The sequence below is a fragment of the Bacillus cereus group sp. BfR-BA-01524 genome, assembly GCF_022662595.1.
Lineage (GTDB): Bacteria > Bacillota > Bacilli > Bacillales > Bacillaceae_G > Bacillus_A > Bacillus_A thuringiensis_S.
In genome coordinates this window covers 1-18,811 of record NZ_JAKUDW010000047.1, presented here as the reverse complement: position 1 = coordinate 18,811, position 18,811 = coordinate 1, and the positions used below count along the sequence as shown (strand labels likewise).

Sequence of the window (18,811 nt, the reverse complement as noted above, 5' to 3'; positions counted from 1 at the left end):
GTTAACACTTGCCAGTAATAATTATTTTAAGTTGTTTCAAACTAGAGTAGAAAGTGATTTCTTGAGAGCAGGTGAATGTATTGGTAAAAAGAAAAGTGAAACAAAATGCGGCAATCAATAATAATAAAACTCCGAAAGAAAGCTTACCAGATGCAGAATTTGCATTAGAGTATGAAGGAGAAAATAGCGCAAAGTATGCTAATCGTAATTCGAAAAAAGGGAAACAAAAATGAGGCGTTTTTTACAAACGCCTCATTTTTTTGTGGGATTATAAAGGTTTTTTTAATTATTTGTAAATTTAGTGTTTTCTATTAGCAGAAAAATGCGAAAAAACATAGAAGTAGCAACGTATTACACAAAAACAAACAACAAACAAAAGATTAATGTTGGTTTAATACTGCTTTTACACTAGTTGTTTATATTTGAGTTGTACATAAGATTTGTAAAAGGAGAGAGAGACAGTGAAAAAAACAATCTTTAAAGCTGTAGCAACTGGAATGGTATTTTCGTTATTAATGGGGTGTGGTGCAAAGAAGGAGGAAAGTGCTGGAGCGAAAGTGAAAGATGACAAATTATCTGGATCATTAACTGTTTACACAGCAATTGAAGAAGAGCTTGTACCAATTTATCTTGATTCCTTTAAAAAGAAATATCCTGATGTGAAATTGAACATTGTACGTGATTCAACAGGAGTTATTACTGCGAAATTGCTAGCTGAAGGGAAAAATACACAAGCAGATGTTGTATGGGGAACTGCGGCATCAAGTCTATTAGCTTTAGATAAAAAAGATATGTTAAAAGGATACTCTCCAAAAGGAGCAGATCGTGTTCTTCCGCAATTTAAAGATGATAAGCAACCTGAAAAATGGGTAGGAAATACTGCATTTATGACGGGGATTGCTGTAAATAAAGAAGAGTTAAAGAAGAAAAATTTACCGATGCCAGAATCATATGAAGATTTAACGAAACCAGAGTATAAAGGAACACTTGTTATGCCACATCCAGCATCATCTGGAACAGGATTTTTAACAGTTTCTGCATGGCTACAAATCATGGGTGAAGATAAAGGCTGGGATTACATGAAGAAACTTCATGATAATATGGCAAGTTATACGCATTCAGGATCAAAACCAGCGAAATTAGCAGGAGCAGGTGAATATCCAGTCGGTGTATCAATGGTTTATAGTGCTTTAAAAGAGAAACAAAAAGGTGCACCAGTTGAAGTTGTACTGCCGAAAGAAGGATTAGGCTGGGAAGTAGAAGCGAACGCACTTATTAAGAAAGATAATGCGAAAAATGATAAAATAGCGCAAGCATTTTTAGATTGGGCAATTACTGATGATGTAATGAAGTTATACTTTGAGAAAAATGGATTTGCGACAATTAAAAATGATTATAAACTTCCAGAGGGGTTCCCGAAAGATGTTACTGAAAAATTATATAAAAAGAATGACTTTAAATGGGCAGCAGAAAATCGTGACAAAATTTTAGAAAAATGGGAAAAAGAGTTTGGCCAAAAAGCAGAACCGAAAAAGTAAGTGAGTGGGAGAGAGAAAAATGAGCGAATATTTATCAATTCAACACATTCAAAAACAGTTTGATGCATTTACAGCGTTAAAAGATATTTCTTTTACTGTGAACAAAAATGAGTTTGTTTGTTTATTAGGCCCGAGTGGCTGTGGGAAAACGACGTTGCTTCGCATTTTAGCGGGACTAGAGGAACCAACGACTGGCAGTATAGCTGTGAATGGAAAAGATATTACAGCATTGCCTCCTGGAAAGAGAAACTTCGGAATGGTTTTCCAATCGTATGCTTTATTTCCGAATTTAACAGCACTTGAAAATATTGAATACGGCTTAAAGACAAAAAAATATGGGAAAGCAGAAGTGAAAGAGAAAGCGCTAGATGCGTTAAAACTTGTAGATTTGCTGAATGTAAAAGATAAATATCCTGCTCAAATGTCTGGTGGACAACAGCAGCGAGTAGCACTTGCACGTGCGCTCGCTCTGTCTCCAAATATTTTGTTACTCGATGAGCCGTTATCAGCTTTAGATGCAAAAGTGCGTGAAAAATTACGTAGGGAAATGCGTGATTTGCAAGAGAAAATAGGAATAACGACGATTATGGTAACGCATGATCAAGAAGAGGCATTAACGATGGCTGATAAAATTGTTGTAATGAATCATGCGGAAATTATGCAGATTGGAACACCAGAGGAGATTTATCAAAGACCAGCCAATCCGTTTGTGGCAGATTTTATTGGTTCTATTAATTTCTTTTCGAAAAATAACGAAGAACATGCAATTCGTCCTGAACATGTAACAATTGTACAAAAGGACGGTATTAAAACAGTTGTGGAAAGTATGGAATTTCGCGGATCTGTATATCGGACGGAAGTTCGAGTCGTAGAAGAAAACACACACCTTTATAATGAGAAAATTGTAGTGGATATATTAGCATTAGAAGTAGAAGCAACGGCTATTAGAAAAGGAAAGCCGATTCAAATCTCTTTCTCAGAAAATCATATGTTGTCATATGGAAAGAAGGTCATTGTATAGATGGAGATGTTAGAAAACTATAAGGTAGAAAGTACGAAAAAAAAGATTAAGAGAAGTATAGGGAAAGAGGAATGGATCCAAAGGCTCGTAATTATCGGTATGATTCTTTGCTTCCTTATCATACTTGTACTACCGCTATTACAACTATTTACACAAGCTTTTTATAATAAAGATGGAGTTTTCATTGGTTTAGCGAATTTCAGTAAATATTTCACAACACCAACTTTAGTGCAGTCTTTACAAAATACAGTATGGATTTCGGGCGCAACAACAATTATTTCAGTTGCAATCGCATTTGTTTACGCATATGCAATTGCCCGTACGAATGTTTTTGGAAAGCGCGTATTTCAGTATGTAGCGTTATTACCATTGTTCGCACCAACGATGATGCACGGTATAGCACTTACATATTTATTTGGTAATCAAGGGCTAGTAACGAAAGGAATGTTTGGTTTATTTGAAGGTATACAAATCCCTTTATATGGACCAGTAGGAATTGTAATAGCTGAAGTTATGTATACATTTCCGCAAGCCTTTCTCATATTGCTAATTGCCTTTCAAGGATCTGATTATCGTTTATATGAAGCTTCTAATATGTTAGGGGCGAGTAAAACAAAGCAATTTTTCACAGTTACTTTACCTAGTGTAAAGTACGGATTAATTAGTGCAATGTTTGTTGTGTTTACACTTAGTTTTACTGATTTTGGGGCACCAAAAATTGTTGGTGGGCAATATAATGTGCTTGCTACTGACGTATACAAACAAGTGATTGGACAACAAAATATGCCGATGGGTGCAACTGTCGGAATGATTTTATTAATCCCAGCTATATTCGCATTTGTAGTTGATCGTATTACGCAAAGAAAGCAGGCGAATTTCTTATCTTCAAAGGCAGTACCATACAGAATAATAGCTAATAAGAAAAGAGATGTAATCTCATTCATATATTGTAGTGTGATTACCCTTATGATCATTCTATTATTTGTTGCAGTTGGTATTGCTGCAAGTGTGAAAGTATGGCCATATAATATGAGTTTTACATTTGAGCATTTTAATTTTTCAAGTTTAACAGGAGATGGACTTGAAGCATTTAAAAATAGCGTAATTGTTTCAGCAGTTACAGCAGTTATCGGGGCGATTTTAACATTTGTATTCGCATATGCAATTGAGAAAATAGACCAGCTACAATTTTTCAGAAAAACAGGTTACTTTTTCTCTATAGTGCCGTTAGCGATACCAGGTTTAGTACTCGGATTAGGATATGTCTTTTTCTTTAGTCAACCAACGATTCAAATTCTTGGACTATCAGTAACGAATCCGTTTCATTCTTTATACGGAACAATTGCTGTATTAGTACTAGTAAATATCATTCATTTTTATTCTGTAACATTTGTTACGGCAACGACTGCCTTAAAGAAATTAGACCGAGAGTTTGAGCTTGTTTCGCAGTCGATGGGTATTCCGTTTTATAAAACATTCTTCCGAGTAACAGTACCAATGTGTTTACCAGCAATTTTAGAAATGGTAATGTACTACTTCGTAAATTCAATGGTAACTGTATCGGCAGTTGTGTTCCTATATGCAGCTGATTTTAAACTAGCTGCCGTATCAATCGTAAATATGGATGATGCAGGAAATGTAGCGCCAGCAGCTGCAATGAGTGTACTTATTGTTGTTACAAATATTGTAGTGAGAGTTGTATATGAATGGGGAACGAAAGCACTTCGTAACCGAACTTCACAATGGCAAAAAAGATAAGTAAGAAGGGTGATGGACAGAATGAAAATTGAAGCAGTTATTTTTGATTGGGCAGGTACGACGGTTGATTACGGATGTTTTGCACCACTAGAAGTATTCATGAAGATTTTTCATAAACGCGGCGTTGAAATTACAGCAGAAGAAGCACGTAAGCCAATGGGATTATTAAAAATAGATCATGTAAGGGCACTAACAGAAATGCCTCGTATTGCGGATGAGTGGAAGCGTGTCTTCGGTCAATTACCAACAGAAGCAGACATTCATGAGATGTATGAAGAGTTTGAAGAAATTCTCTTTTCTATTTTGCCAAATTATGCCACGCCGATTAATGGGGTAAAAGAAGTAATCGCTTCTTTACGTGAGAGAGGCATTAAAATCGGTTCAACAACTGGTTATACGAGAGAAATGATGGATATTGTAGCAAAGGAAGCAGCGTTACAAGGATATAAACCTGATTTTCTTGTTACGCCAGATGATGTTCCAGCAGGCCGCCCATACCCATGGATGTGCTATAAAAATGCAATGGAACTTGGTGTGTATCCGATGAACCATATGATAAAAGTAGGGGACACAGTATCAGATATGAAAGAAGGTAGAAATGCTGGAATGTGGACAGTTGGTGTAATTCTTGGAAGTAGTGAGCTTGGTTTAACGGAAGAGGAAGTGGAGAGTATGGATTCGGTAGAGCTTCGTGAAAAAATAGAAATAATTCGTAATCGGTTTGTTGAAAATGGGGCTCATTTTACGATTGAAACGATGCAGGAGCTCGAAAACGTAATGGAACATATCGAGAAACAAGAACTTATTATTTCATAAAAGGGGTACGGGATCATGAATGAAAATCACTACTTATTATTAACACCAGGACCATTAACGACAACAAAATCAGTAAAAGAAGTTATGCTATACGATTGGTGTACGTGGGATGTTGAATATAATACGATGGTGCAAGAAGTAAGAGCTAAACTTGTATCGCTAGCGACGAAGGAAGAAGAGAAATATACAACAGTGTTAATGCAAGGAAGCGGTACGTTTTCAGTTGAAGCAGTAATTGGTTCTGTTATTAAGGAAAATGGGAAGCTTCTCGTTTGTACAAATGGTGCGTACGGTAAGCGCATTGTACAAATAGCAGAGATGTTACAGATTGATGTAGTGGTCAGTCAAACAGAAGAGTGGGAACCTACTAATATTGTAGAAGTAGAAAAGTTATTGGAAGAAGATAAAGAGATTACACATATTGCAGTTGTTCATTGTGAAACAACGACAGGCATTATAAATCCAATTGTAGATGTATGTAAATTAGGAAAGCAGTATGGAAAGGTTACAATTGTTGATGCGATGAGTAGTTTCGGCGGGATTGAAATAGACATTGCTGATTTACAAATTGATTTTTTAATTAGTAGTGCGAATAAGTGTATTCAAGGGGTTCCTGGATTCGGATTTGTAATCGCAAAACGTGATGAATTATTGAAGTGTAAAGGGCAAGGACGCTCTTTATCTCTTGATTTATATGATCAATGGGAAACGATGGAAAAACAAAATGGGAAATGGCGTTTTACTTCACCTACACATGTTGTACATGCTTTTTATCAAGCACTACTTGAACTAGAAAAAGAGGGTGGAGTAAGAGCGCGTTACAATCGATATTACAACAATCAAAAACTACTAGTGAATAGAATGGGAGAAATCGGATTTAAGGCACTAGTAGATGAGAAATATCAATCTCCTATTATTACATCTTTTATTTATCCAAAAGAGGAGTTCGAGTTTCAACAGTTATATAACGAATTAAAGCGTTATGGATTTGTTATTTACCCTGGTAAAATTTCGAAAGTAGATACGTTCCGCATTGGAAATATCGGTGATGTACATGAAGAAGATATTAATCGCTTAGTTGATAGTATTGCTAAAGGAGCTGTTATTAGATGAAAGTATTTTGCTTAGGTGGAGCAGGTAAAATTTGTCGTGAAGCTATTTTGGATTTAGTTCAATTTTCATCTTTTGAGACGATTACAGTAGCTGATTTTAACGAGGAAGAGGGCCGTAAAGTAGTAGAATGGCTCAATGATCCTCGTGTTGATTTTGTAAAAGTAGATGTAACGAATCACGAGGATACGGTTGCAAAAATGAAAGATTATGACATTGTAATGGACGGTACGACGATAAATCTAAACGGTTTGTCGACCCGCTGTATTGCAGAAGCAGGCTGTCACGGTGTGAACTTAAATGGATTTGGTGAAGAAAATGAATCGCATGCTATATTTGTTCAAAATGAAAAAACATGTTTACCTGGATTTGGCATGACGCCAGGTGTAACGCAAATGATGGCAATGCATGCAGCAAATCAACTGGATACTGTAGAGTCCGTCCGTGTAAGTCATGGTTCGTATCGTCCGATTGCTTTTTCTGCATCAATTACAGAGACAACGACATATGAATATGATCCACATTTACCATCGCGTACAGTGTATGAAGATGGTGAATTTAAGCAAGTACTTCCGTTTGCGCGTCCGAGAGAAATAGAATTGCCAGCGCCTTATGGTAAGGCAACGCAGTATATCATTCCGCATTCTGAAACGATTACGTTAGCAAAGGCATTAGAAAATAAAGGTGTTAAACTGATAGAGACGAGAGGAACTTGGCCGAAGCAAAATATGCAACTTGTACGTGCTTTATATGATTACGGCATATTGCGTAATGATCAGATTGAAATAAACGGGAAAGAAATAGGCATTATGGATTGTATTTCGCAGTATTTATTGCAATCGAAAGAAGGACAAGAAACAGAGCTTTATGGTTATGCACTTCATGTAGAAGTAATAGGTATGAAAAATAATGAGAAGCAAAGACATGTGTTATATCATACACACCCGTTATCTGATGGTTCTGTTGTAGGATGGGAAAAATTAAGAGCGTATACGAGAAACGTCGGTATTCCATTTGGGATTGCTGCAGAGTTAATTGCAAATGGAAATGTAAATAGGGTGGGTGTTGTTACGCCGGAAGAAGCTTTTGAAAATCCACAATTGATTTTTGATGAGCTAGCAAAGCGCGGTATTCATATTCATGAAGAAGTTTTCACTTACAAAGAAAAGTATAACTTTGTATAAGTAAGTTTATGAGGGAGATATAAATGAGGTGAAGCTATGTCTGTAGTAGGAGAAGAAAGAAAGCGAACCATTCTTGAAAAGGTAGAATTTAAAGGGAAAGTAAAGGTTTCAGAATTAGCGAGAGAATTTGCTGTATCAACAGAAACGATTCGTCGATATTTAGAAGAATTAGATCGTGAAAAGAAGCTGAAGAAAGTGTATGGTGGAGCTGTTCAACTTCCAGGCGCTGGGATAGAGGCACCAATGTTAGAAAGAGAAATGCTACATATAGAAGAGAAGAAAAGAATTGGTTATAAAGCAGCGACATTTGTAGAAGATGGTGATGTCATTGCAATTGATGATGGAAGTACACCGCTTCAAATGGTTCCATATCTTGTTCATCGTAAAAACTTAACGATTGTAACGAGTTCATTTCCGGTCGCAACACAATTAATTTCTTCTATTAATAAAAAGATGTTTCATGGTGAAGTTTTATTTATAGGTGGAAAAGTGTCTCCAAAGCATTCGCGTGTATCGGGATCTATTTCGCAGCAAGTAATACAGCAATTCCATTTTCATAAAGCGTTTGTTTCGATTGATGGGCTATTACCTAGTTTTGGAGTTTCCAGCTTTGAATTAGAGAAAGCGAAATTGTCAGAGGCGATGATGAAATTAGCTGAGAAGACATATATTTTATGTGATCATACGAAGGTAGGCGTGAAAGGGAATTATCGTATAGCAGCATTTTCACGTATTCAACATGTAATTTGTGATAAAAAAATGCCATATAGTTTTGAAGAAGAACTTATGAAGCATAATATTCAGTGGACAGTTTGTTAAATAAAGTGAAAGTACCTAAACTCCCGCCTAATTTTTAGGAGGGAGTTTTATTGTCTACAAATCGTAAAATAAAAGATTTGCATTTATGCAAAAAGTGGACACATTTTCTCATCTCTTTCATATAATTTACCAATACAAAAAAAGTTGGTCGAAGGAAAGAAGGGAGAACATGTCAGAACGAATATATAATAAACTTGTATTGTACGCGAATATTTTGCAAAAAATTGGTGTCATCAATGAGAAGGAAAAAAGTGAAATTCTTCATACGATAGGTAAAAAAGCCCTTTGAATAAAGGGCTTTTTATTTTTTATCTTTAAAAATATAAATTTAATGTAATATTCTCATTGACAATGATAATGAGATTCATTATCATTTATTTGTGAGTAATTGATAAGGATTATCAATTATAAAAATTATATATGATAGGGGATATTATTTTGAAAAAAAATTATATGAAGGCGCTAGTAGTAGCCACAACATTAGCAATTCCATTTGCTACGTATTCTACTCCAGCATTAGCGGCATTAAAAGTTGAAGCAAATCAATCGGTAGCAGCAGCGAGTGATCGCAAGTATGATACTGAAATTAAAATATATAAGGACCAAAAAGACGAGCCATCTATGGTTTCTCAATATATAAAAGATCCTAAAGTAACGATTGCAGCTGGCAAAAAAATTGTCACTGTAACAATGCAAGATAGCGATTATTTTCAATATCTTAGAATAGAAGATAGAAACCAGCCTGGTGTATTTCATGATGTGAAGGTTTTATCAGAAGATAAGAGGAAGAACGGAACGAAAGTAGTCCAATTTGAAATTGGCGAGTTTGAGAAGAAGCACAATATGCAAATGCATATACTTATTCCGGCTATTGGATATGATCACAAATATCAAGTTCAATTTGAAATTAAAGATCCAACTGTAGGTAACAAAGAAACAGAGAAACCAGATGATAACTCTAATTCAGGCAATACGGAAACGGATAATCCAGTTGATAATCAAAATATGATAACAGATAACAAATTAAGAGAACTTGTTAATAAAAAAGTATTTAATAGAAAAGATTTAAATACACCAATTACGAAAGAAGAGTTATTACAAGTAAAGGATTTATTTTTAAATACAAATGAGATACTTGATTATAGTGCATTAAAATATATGCCAAATTTAAAATCTTTAACAGTTGCGAATGCGAAGATAAAAGACCCGTCGTTCTTTGCGAACTTAAAGCAATTAAATCATTTAGCTTTGCGTGGTAATGAATTTGCAGATGTAACGCCACTTGTTAAGATGGATAATTTAGAATCTCTTGATTTAAGTAATAATAAAATTACAAATGTTGCACCACTAACTGAAATGAAAAATGTAAAAAGTTTATATCTATCAGGCAACCAAATAGAAGATGTAACAGCATTAGCGAAAATGGAACAACTAGATTACTTGAATTTAGCAAATAATAAAATTACGAACGTTGCTTCATTAAGCGCTTTGAAAAATGTAACATACTTAACTTTAGCAGGTAATCAAATTGAAGATATTAAACCGTTATATTCATTACCTTTAACAGACTTAGTAGTAACACGTAATAAAGTTAAAGATTTATCCGGCATTGAGCAAATGAAGCAATTAGAAGAATTGTGGATCGGGAAAAATGAAATAAAAGATGTTACTCCTCTAAGTAAGATGACACAGTTAAAACAATTACACTTACCTAACAATGAGTTAAAGGATATTACGCCACTATCAAGTCTAGTAAACTTACAAAAACTTGATTTAGAAGCGAATTATATTTCAGACTTATCACCCGTCAGCAATTTGAAAAAATTAGTATTTCTAAGTTTTGTTGCAAATGAAATCCGTGATGTCCGACCAGTTATAGAACTAAGTAAGACGGCTTATATTAATGTCCAAAATCAAAAAGTATTTTTAGAGGAAACAGAAGTAAATAAAGAAGTAAAAGTACCTATATATGAAAAAGATGGTGAGGTTTCTACGAAAATCCGTCTGAAGAGCGATAATGGTACGTATAGTAATGGTGTAGTGAAATGGAGTACATCAGGTGAGAAAGTATATGAATTTGGTGTGAAAGATCCATTTGCGGATACAGGAATCTTCTTTACAGGGTCTGTTATTCAAAATGTAGTAGAAAGTAAAGAAGGTAATACATCTAAAGAAGATGAGAAAACAGAAGTGGTAGAATTTAAAGATGTACCAAAAGGACATTGGTCAGAAGAAGCAATTAATTACTTAGCGAAAGAAAAGTTATTTATAGGCTATGGAAATGGTGAATTTGGATTTGGGGATAACATTACTCGTGGACAAGTAGCGCTTCTAATACAAAGGTATTTAAAATTAGAAAATAATCTAGAACCAAAAACGGCATTTACAGATACGAAAGGGAATATGTATGAAACGGCTATTGATGCAGTGGTTCAAGCTGGTATTATGACAGGGTATGGAAATGATATATTCCGTCCAGATGGAGTATTAACTCGATATGAAATGTCAGTGGTACTACAAAGAGTATTTCAGTTAAAAGAAAATGAAAATAGTGCAGAGAATTTTAAAGATATACCAAATGGTCATTGGGCGAAAGGATATGTGAAAGCTTTAGTAGATAATAAAATATCAAAAGGTGACGGAGAAGGGAATTTTTTAGGAGATAATTTCGTAACACGTGAACAATATGCACAGTTTTTATATAATGCAATAAAGAAATAAAGTGAAACTTTAATCAGTGGGGGTTTTGTTCATCCCCCCACCAAACGGGATTTTACGGGCAGCCCGACCCCGACCTAACTTCTTTGCGTTCGCTGAATTTTGAGGTGGGGGTCTTACTGCCCGGCAAATAGCGGGATAAAAAATGAGGAAAATGCGTTATTCTTTAAGTAAAGAATAGCGCATTTTTTATGTACAAAATGAAATAGGCAATAGACAGGAGTATAGATATATGAATAGCCTATTTTAAAGAAGAACCGCGAAACTATATTGACAAAAAAGCGTTCTCATGTGATAATTCAATTAAATTTTTAGAATAATCAAAAAATATTCCTTTTTACATAGAAAGGATTCGAACCTTATATGAATATTATGCCGGGGGTGACGAAATGTTATTTTTTCTGAAGAAATGGAATGAATTAAAAGATGTGAAATCTGAATTGGCACTTCGTGATTGGTTTTATGGTACCAAAATTAGTTTATCGCTATGTACTTCAAAAGAGCCGTTAACATTCTTAGTAAATGTTGAGGGAAGAGATAAAGGGCTATTTTCGGAAGAAGATTTTATTGTCGTAAATTGCATGTGCGAGTCAGTATTTGAAAATGAAGAAAAACCAGCTGCAGAGTCATTTATGCATGCGGATATTTATAAAAAAAGTAGTGCAGGATGTATTTTACAAGTGCAGACTGTAGATAGTCATTTAATATCAGAGTTATATGGAGAAGAAGGAGAAGTAACGTTCGATAAACGCAGTGTGGAGCGTGTTTTCGGAAAAGAAGGTATAACAGAAATGACAATTCCAATTGTAGAAGATGAAAAAAAATTCGCTGATTTATTAGAAAGCAATGTTCCAAATTTCATTGAAGGTGGAGGAGTAGTTCTTGTTCATAATTACGGCATGATTGTGTGGGGGAAGACGCCAGAAGAAGCGAAAAAATGGCTAGAGGGTATAGAATATTTAATGAACTATCATGTAAAGTTATTAATGATTAAGGGTGCAAGGAGCTCTGTTATATAAAAATGTATGTGATATGGCTACAAGCTAATAAATAAATGAAAGCGTTTTAAAAATAATTTCACTCATAAAATATAGGTCTCCTTATTATATATAGATTACATGTTGACATGTAAGGAGGAACATATTTTGCGAGTTAAATATCATTTTCTGCCAAAGCAGCAAGTAACATTTTGTAAAATAAATGATTCTGGTGAAGAGGCACTGCAAATGATGAACGAAACGGGATTTCGAGCCATCCCGGTATTAGCAGAAGATGAGAAGAAATTCACGGGGATTATTTATAAAGTAGATTTATTAGAAAAAAAATGCAATAGCGGATTAGATCATGTAAGTGCAGGAGATATGCTTGACAATTCCAATGCATTTATTTTTGAAAAGGATTCCTTCTTCAGAGCCTTTTATGTAATTCGTCGACTTCCGTTTTTAGCCGTGCTAAATGATTATAATGAATTTGTCGGTATGTTAACGCATTCGAATATATTTGATGTTATTGAAGATTCATTTGGTATGCGAACAGGTGGTTACATATTAACAATTGCAACACAAGATTGTAAGGGAACGATTAAAGAGCTTGGGACATTGTTAAAAGCATATAATATCGGTGGGTTGTTTACACTCGATAACGGTGATCAATATATCCGCCGCGTTATTGTAAATATATCAGATGAGTTAGATGAAAGAAGATTAAAGCAATTAATCGGAAAAATAGAGAAAAAAGGATTCAGAGTGAGTCATGTAGATTATATTTAAGTTAAAAAAGTACCTATCTGTTATATACAGATAGGTACTTTTTTGTCCCGCTATTTGTGGGCAGTAAGATCCCCGCCTCAAAATTCAGCGAAAGAAATGGGGGCCCGTAAAAGCTCGATTGGTGAGGGCTGATTATATGTGAGTAATGAACTTTATTTTGAAACAGGAGGCGGAGATAATGCTAGATCAGATAAAAAAATAAAGTCTGCATGCTCACGAATTTTAGGGATAGAAGTTTCGATAACGCGTGATGTAATTTCACCTGGGGGGCCCACATGCCCGATAGCTACCATAATAGGTTTTTCTTGAATTTTTTTGATGAGTAATTGGGCTTGTTTTGAAATATGTCCTGCTGTATACACATCATCAAAAAATAGTTGGTTCTCAATAATAGGAACTCCTAATTCTTTTCCGATTTTTGGGACGACACTATTAGGATTGGTTTTACTATCTAAGTAAAATAAACCGTGTTTTTTACAAGCAGCAAGTATAAGGCGAACAATTCGTTCATCCGCTGTTACTTTTGAACCCATATGATTGTTCATTCCAATTGCATGCGGTACTTCTTGAATCGCTTGTTCAAGTCGGTTGTTTATTTCTTCATCGCTTAAATCAGTTGTAATTGCTTTCGGTCCAAGCCATTCTTTTTTACCTTTTATGGGTTCCATTGGCATATGTATAATAACTTCATGGCCTTTCTTATGGGCAGCTATTGCATCTTCTTTTGTGGAAGGAAGAAAAGGCATAACAGCAACAGTGAGTGGAATGGGAAGTGATAACATTTGATTAGTCCCCTTCATGTTATTGCCGAAATCATCAATGACAATAGCAACTTTATTCGTATGAGCATTTGCTTGAATAGGAAATAAGAAGGACGGTAAAAACAAAACAATGATGAACAATGCAATCGTATATTTTCGCATATAAATATTTCCTTTCTATTGTTATCCTGCTATTTGTGGGTAGTAAGACTCCCACCTCAACATTGGGCTGGATAGGTGGGAGATTCACTGCCTATAAATGCCCGATTGATAAATGTTAATAATCAGTGGGGGCTGAACAAAAAACACTGATTAAAGTTTCACTTTATCAATCATCATTATGTTTTGCTTTTTTATATAAATTAAACAAAAAATGTCGAAGAAAAGTAGTTGGAAAATTAAGAATCCCCGGTTTACGTAGAATTTGTAAAAAAAGAAGATGAAAAAAATGTCTATTATTGCGAATGTATTTACAAAGATAGAATAATTTGTAATAATTCTCAAAGTGAGGGTAAAGATTTGTAAATTACAGGGAGAAAATGTTAAATTTTCTGATTCTTCAAATTTGCATATGATTAAGTAGTTAAAAAAGTCAATGGAGAAGTGAAGTTGAGAGCATGGAAGTATAATAAGGGGGATATGGATGTTTACTGTAAAAAGGAAGTACACATTAGAAAAGCTTTCACGTGATATTCATATGAAACGTGAAGAAATGATTCAACTAGGATTAACAAGTGGGCTAAATAGTAGGGAGACAATTCAAGTTAGTCAAGAATTGGACAAGCTTATTTTACAATATCAGTGTTATAAAGAAAAACAAACACCGAAATGGTTTTCAATTATAAAAATACCTATTTTCCAAATCGGGTATGAAGGAAAATCAAATAATTTTTGGCGAATGCTTGTCGCTGGTTTTATGAAATAAGTATAATTACCCTTATAGGATAAGGATAATTATACTATGTGTAACGGAATTTCGATATGAACTGTCGTTCCTTCGTTTTCTGTACTGTCAATAAAAATATGCCCATTATACATCTCTACAATTCGTTTACATATGACAAGTCCAAGACCTGTTCCAGTATCTTTATTAGTAAAGAACGGATGAAAGAGGTGTTTTTGAATATGTTGTGGAATTCCTTTTCCAGTATCTATAATCTGCAATTGTGCGTGTGTTTCATTGTTTTTTACTACAATGGTTAGTGTATCACTAGAAGTCATAGCCTCAATTGCATTTTTTGTAATGTTTAAAACCACTTGTTTCATATGGTCTTTCGAACAACGGATATGAACAGGATGGTCTGGTAAATGTAAATGGAATATAATGTTATGTAAATTCGCCTCAGATTGAATAATTAATGCTACCTCATTGAGAATCGTTCTTACATCATATGTTTGTTCGATGATGGCGGTTGGCTTTCCAAGAATAAGAAATTCACTTACAATTTCATTGATTCGCTCTATTTCTTGTTCAATTACGGAAAAGTAGAACTGATCTTGTTCATCTTTATATTTCTCTTTTAATAGAGCGACGAGTCCTTTAATTCCAGTAAGAGGGTTACGGATTTCGTGTGCTGTACTCGCTGCAAAAGTTCCAACTAATTCAATTTTCTGTAGTTCATTTTGTTGTCTTTCAAGTTTTGTTTGACGTTTTAACAACATATATTGAGCAAGTAAAAATAAAATAGACATTAAAAATAAAGTAGCTACACACTCTATTGCAACCCACTGGTATAAGGTTTTTTGATGAATAGGTAATGGAGAAACAGAGACCTTCCAATTTAATCTTTGGAGTGGGGTAGTAAGCATATTAGAATGTGAATCACTTGTGTCGGTATTATCATCGGTTAGAAAAACTACATCATGTTTATCAGTTACCTCAAAATGGTATTGTGGTTTAATGGCATTTAAAGAAGATGAAATGTAATCAAAGCGTAAACTAGCTAATAATAATCCAGAGAGTTCCTTCTGTTTATTGAATATGGGGGCAGCAATCATAATAGCTTTATGTCCAAGAACGCGATCAGTAATGACTGATGATACAGTGGTTTTTTTAGTTTGTAGCACGTCTTGAATATATTTACGGTCTGAAACATCTATAGGCTTTGATTCATCTTCAGATGCGATTGTAATGACCCCTTCAGGTGTAGCGTAATATAGACCAGAAAAGCGTGCATCGTTTCCATCTGTATCATGTACAATTTGTTTAATGCCATTTATATTACCAGTCTCGGTGCCCACAACTTTTGTAAGCATGTCTAAAGCAGAAATTGCTTCACCAAGATGATGATCCAAATAATCTCTATATAAAAAGAGAACTGTATGAGCGGATAATTTGTTTTCCTGTTTCATTTTATATGTATGATACGAATAAAATGTAGCACCAATCCCTATTGTCGGTAGGATAACAAGCAATATATATATAATTATGCTTTGGAATTTGACTTTCAAATGTGGTACTCCTTCTTTTTTTATTATCATTATATATAAACTATGTTAAAATTGTCATGTTTTTATTCAAGAATGATTCTTAATATATTAGGGGAGAGGAAATGGATGAGTGAATGCTCATTCGGAATTCACATGAAGTATGAAGTGGCATTTTCTTTTTATTGCTGAGAATTTAAGTGAAGGGTTGAAAGTTGTATGACATCAAATAATGAACGAGAAGATATTTCTCAATCTTTAAAAGTATTTATTGCATTATCTCGTGTACATCGTTCTGTTATGGATACTACAAATAAATCTATACAAAGTAACGGGTTAAATCCAACTGAATTTGCTGTATTAGAACTGCTATATCATAAAGGCGGTCAACCACTCCAGCAAATTGGTGAGCGCATTTTAATAGCTAGTGGCAGCATTACATATGTTGTAGATAAGCTAGAGAAAAAAGGATTAGTAAAGAGAATCCCATGTCCGAATGACAGACGTGTTATTTACGCGCAATTAACTGAGTCTGGCGAGAACTTTATTGCTTCTATTTTTCCGGGGCATGAGAAAGTTATACATCAGTCTTTTGAAATGTTAACGAAAGATGAAAAAGATGAATTACTTGATCTATTAAAAAAAATTGGAAAGTATGAAAAATAATAATATGTTCCAAAGGAGCTTTGGATAAATAAATCCAAGGCTTTTTTGTTTGCAATGAACTCAGGGTAGTAACTGCCGAATTTTGTTGAAAATTAAGAGGGAATTCGAGAATACGTATTGAATTATAATAAAGGTATGTAATGGAGAGGAGGCTCGTTCATGTCATTTAAAGACTATGAATATAAACGCCCAAATATTGAAGAGTTAAAAGAGAAATTTACTGTTGCTTTAGAGAAGTTTGATAACGCAAAAACTGTAGAAGAACAAAAACAAGTCATTAATTCAATTAATGAAATTCGCAACGATTTTGGTACAATGGGAAACCTTTGTTACATTCGCCATTCTGTTGATACGACGGATACTTTTTATAAGGAGGAGCAGGATTTCTTTGATGAATTCTCTCCAGTTGTACAAGGATATGGTACAAAATATTATAAGGCACTTATTAATTCTCCATTTCGTGAAGAATTAGAGGCGTATTATGGAAAACAATTATTTGCTCTAGCAGAATGTGATTTAAAAACATATTCAGATGAAGTCGTGAAAGATTTACAATTAGAAAATAAATTATCGTCGCAATATACACAGTTATTAGCATCTGCAAAAATTGACTTTGCTGGAGAAGAAAGAACGTTATCGCAACTGATTCCGTTTATGCAAGGAAAAGAAAGAAGCGAACGTAAAGCAGCAAGTGAAGCATACTACGGATTTTTAGCTGGAAATGAGGAAGAACTAGATCGTATTTATGATGAGCTTGTTAAAGTGAGAACGAAAATCGCAAAATCTTTAGGTTTCAAAAACTTTGTTGAACTTGGATATGCAAGAATGTACCGTACAGATTATAATGCGGAGATGGTGGCTAATTACCGTCAGCAAGTGCTGGATTATATCGTTCCCGTTACAACGGAATTAAGAAAGCGACAACAAGCACGTATCGGTGTAGAGAAGTTAGCTTATTACGACGAAAACTTTGAGTTTGCTACAGGTAACCCAACTCCAAAAGGAGATGCGGATTGGATTGTTGATCATGGAAAGACGATGTATAAAGAGTTATCGGCTGAAACAGATGAATTTTTCAATTTCATGCTAGATAACGATTTATTAGATTTAGTTGCGAAAAAAGGAAAAGCTGGTGGCGGATATTGTACATATATTGAGAATTATAAAGCGCCATTTATTTTCTCAAACTTCAATGGAACATCTGGTGACATTGATGTATTAACACATGAAGCAGGTCATGCTTTCCAAGTATATGAAAGTCGTAAATTTGAAATTCCAGAATATAATTGGCCAACATATGAAGCATGTGAAATCCACTCTATGAGTATGGAATTCTTTACATGGCCATGGATGAAGCTATTCTTTGAAGAAGATGCAGATAAATATTACTTCTCTCACTTAAGTTCAGCACTTCTGTTTTTACCTTATGGTGTATCTGTTGATGAATATCAACATTATGTATATGAAAATCCTGAAGCATCACCGAAAGAGCGTAAGACAGCATGGCGTAACATAGAGAAGAAATACTTACCGCATCGTGATTATGAGGATAATGACTATTTAGAGCGCGGTGGTTTTTGGCAACGTCAAGGGCATATTTATAGCTCACCTTTCTATTATATTGATTACACGCTTGCTCAAATTTGTGCGCTACAATTTTGGAAACGTGCAAGAGATAATAGACAAGAGGCGTGGGAAGATTATGTGAATCTATGCCAACAAGGTGGAAGTAAATCGTTCTTAGAATTAGTAGAAGTTGCAAATTTAACATCACCATTTGCTGAAGGCTGTGTGAAAAGTGTTATTACAGAAATTGAAGCATGGTTACATGCAATTGACGACACAAAATTGTAAAAAACATGCGCTTTTTTTCACATGTTTAACATCGACATAATGGGAAAATGATGAGATAATAAAAGAAAATTCAGAATACTAAAGAGGTGTTTCTAATAAGGAGCACCTCTTTTCACCAACAAAAAGGGGGGAAAGAAGTATGCTTCAATCTAATATGGATGTGAGTTTAGAAAGTTTAGTAAGCTCATTACAGTCTACTCGAAGCACGCTATTATCAGAAATTGAAATGTTAAATGATACAGAAGTGAATGTAAAGCCACGCCGTGATAAATGGAGTATTATTCAAATTTTACACCACTTGCATTTAGTTGAACAATCTGTCACGTCTGCCCTTGTATATGCTTTACAAAAAAATGAAAGAAACATGACT

At 34.5% G+C, this 18,811-nt stretch carries 17 protein-coding genes; 15 read left to right on the top strand and 2 right to left on the bottom strand.

Annotation, left to right across the window (positions count from 1 at the left end):
• The first annotated feature begins 80 nt into the window (after positions 1-80).
• From MR170_RS17575 to cbpA, 11 genes are all read left to right on the top strand, one after another.
• Complete coding sequence (locus tag MR170_RS17575; protein ID WP_000240799.1) at positions 81-233, top strand: hypothetical protein; 153 nt, start codon at positions 81-83, stop codon at positions 231-233.
• A 228-nt stretch (positions 234-461) separates the two neighbouring features.
• A complete protein-coding gene (locus tag MR170_RS17570; protein ID WP_016082381.1) occupies positions 462-1,538 on the top strand; it encodes a putative 2-aminoethylphosphonate ABC transporter substrate-binding protein in 1,077 nt (358 codons plus the stop codon).
• 19 nt (positions 1,539-1,557) lie between these two features.
• Positions 1,558-2,559, top strand: coding sequence for a putative 2-aminoethylphosphonate ABC transporter ATP-binding protein (locus tag MR170_RS17565; RefSeq protein WP_242308790.1), 1,002 nt, complete (start codon positions 1,558-1,560; stop codon positions 2,557-2,559).
• Positions 2,560-4,317: a putative 2-aminoethylphosphonate ABC transporter permease subunit gene (locus MR170_RS17560; protein ID WP_242308789.1), complete on the top strand. Its 1,758-nt coding sequence runs from the start codon at positions 2,560-2,562 to the stop codon at positions 4,315-4,317.
• A gap of 21 nt (positions 4,318-4,338) precedes the next feature.
• Positions 4,339-5,133 carry a phosphonoacetaldehyde hydrolase gene (gene phnX / locus MR170_RS17555; protein WP_242308788.1) on the top strand — a complete coding sequence of 265 codons (795 nt, stop codon included), beginning with the start codon at positions 4,339-4,341 and terminating at the stop codon, positions 5,131-5,133.
• 15 nt (positions 5,134-5,148) lie between these two features.
• On the top strand, positions 5,149-6,246 hold the full coding sequence (gene phnW / locus MR170_RS17550; RefSeq protein WP_242308787.1) for a 2-aminoethylphosphonate--pyruvate transaminase: 1,098 nt from the start codon (positions 5,149-5,151) through the stop codon (positions 6,244-6,246).
• On the top strand, positions 6,243-7,427 hold the full coding sequence (locus MR170_RS17545) for a saccharopine dehydrogenase family protein (protein WP_029441781.1): 1,185 nt from the start codon (positions 6,243-6,245) through the stop codon (positions 7,425-7,427). Before phnW ends, MR170_RS17545 begins: the two co-directional genes overlap by 4 nt.
• 36 nt (positions 7,428-7,463) lie before the next feature.
• Positions 7,464-8,246: a DeoR/GlpR family DNA-binding transcription regulator gene (locus MR170_RS17540; RefSeq protein WP_016082375.1), complete on the top strand. Its 783-nt coding sequence runs from the start codon at positions 7,464-7,466 to the stop codon at positions 8,244-8,246.
• 420 nt (positions 8,247-8,666) lie between these two features.
• Positions 8,667-10,967: an NEAT domain-containing leucine-rich repeat protein gene (locus MR170_RS17535; RefSeq protein ID WP_242308786.1), complete on the top strand. Its 2,301-nt coding sequence runs from the start codon at positions 8,667-8,669 to the stop codon at positions 10,965-10,967.
• A gap of 386 nt (positions 10,968-11,353) precedes the next feature.
• The gene (locus tag MR170_RS17530; protein ID WP_000896006.1) at positions 11,354-11,983 is read left to right on the top strand and encodes a class II aldolase/adducin family protein; all 630 of its coding nucleotides are present in this window, start codon (positions 11,354-11,356) and stop codon (positions 11,981-11,983) included.
• A gap of 126 nt (positions 11,984-12,109) precedes the next feature.
• On the top strand, positions 12,110-12,733 hold the full coding sequence (gene cbpA, locus MR170_RS17525; protein WP_016082373.1) for a cyclic di-AMP binding protein CbpA: 624 nt from the start codon (positions 12,110-12,112) through the stop codon (positions 12,731-12,733).
• Positions 12,734-12,885: 152 nt separating this feature from the next.
• Here the strand turns inward: cbpA and MR170_RS17520 are convergent, their stop codons facing one another.
• A complete protein-coding gene (locus tag MR170_RS17520; protein WP_001234107.1) occupies positions 12,886-13,656 on the bottom strand; it encodes a divergent polysaccharide deacetylase family protein in 771 nt (256 codons plus the stop codon).
• A 481-nt stretch (positions 13,657-14,137) separates the two neighbouring features.
• On the opposite strand from MR170_RS17520, the gene MR170_RS17515 reads away from it, so the two are divergent.
• Positions 14,138-14,419 (top strand): aspartyl-phosphate phosphatase Spo0E family protein, encoded by a 282-nt coding sequence (locus MR170_RS17515; RefSeq protein ID WP_000495536.1) that lies wholly within the window; start codon positions 14,138-14,140, stop codon positions 14,417-14,419.
• Positions 14,420-14,448: 29 nt separating this feature from the next.
• Here the strand turns inward: MR170_RS17515 and MR170_RS17510 are convergent, their stop codons facing one another.
• A complete protein-coding gene (locus MR170_RS17510) occupies positions 14,449-15,945 on the bottom strand; it encodes a DUF3149 domain-containing protein (protein ID WP_242308785.1) in 1,497 nt (498 codons plus the stop codon).
• Between the two features lie 195 nt (positions 15,946-16,140).
• Here MR170_RS17510 and MR170_RS17505 point away from each other — a divergent pair, with 195 nt between their 5' ends.
• The 3 genes from MR170_RS17505 to MR170_RS17495 form a co-directional block, all read left to right on the top strand.
• A complete protein-coding gene (locus MR170_RS17505; protein ID WP_000203336.1) occupies positions 16,141-16,587 on the top strand; it encodes a MarR family winged helix-turn-helix transcriptional regulator in 447 nt (148 codons plus the stop codon).
• Positions 16,588-16,746: 159 nt separating this feature from the next.
• Positions 16,747-18,441 (top strand): M3 family oligoendopeptidase, encoded by a 1,695-nt coding sequence (locus MR170_RS17500; protein WP_016082370.1) that lies wholly within the window; start codon positions 16,747-16,749, stop codon positions 18,439-18,441.
• A gap of 139 nt (positions 18,442-18,580) precedes the next feature.
• On the top strand, positions 18,581-18,811 hold a 231-nt coding region (locus MR170_RS17495; RefSeq protein WP_242308784.1), incomplete at its 3' end, for a DinB family protein.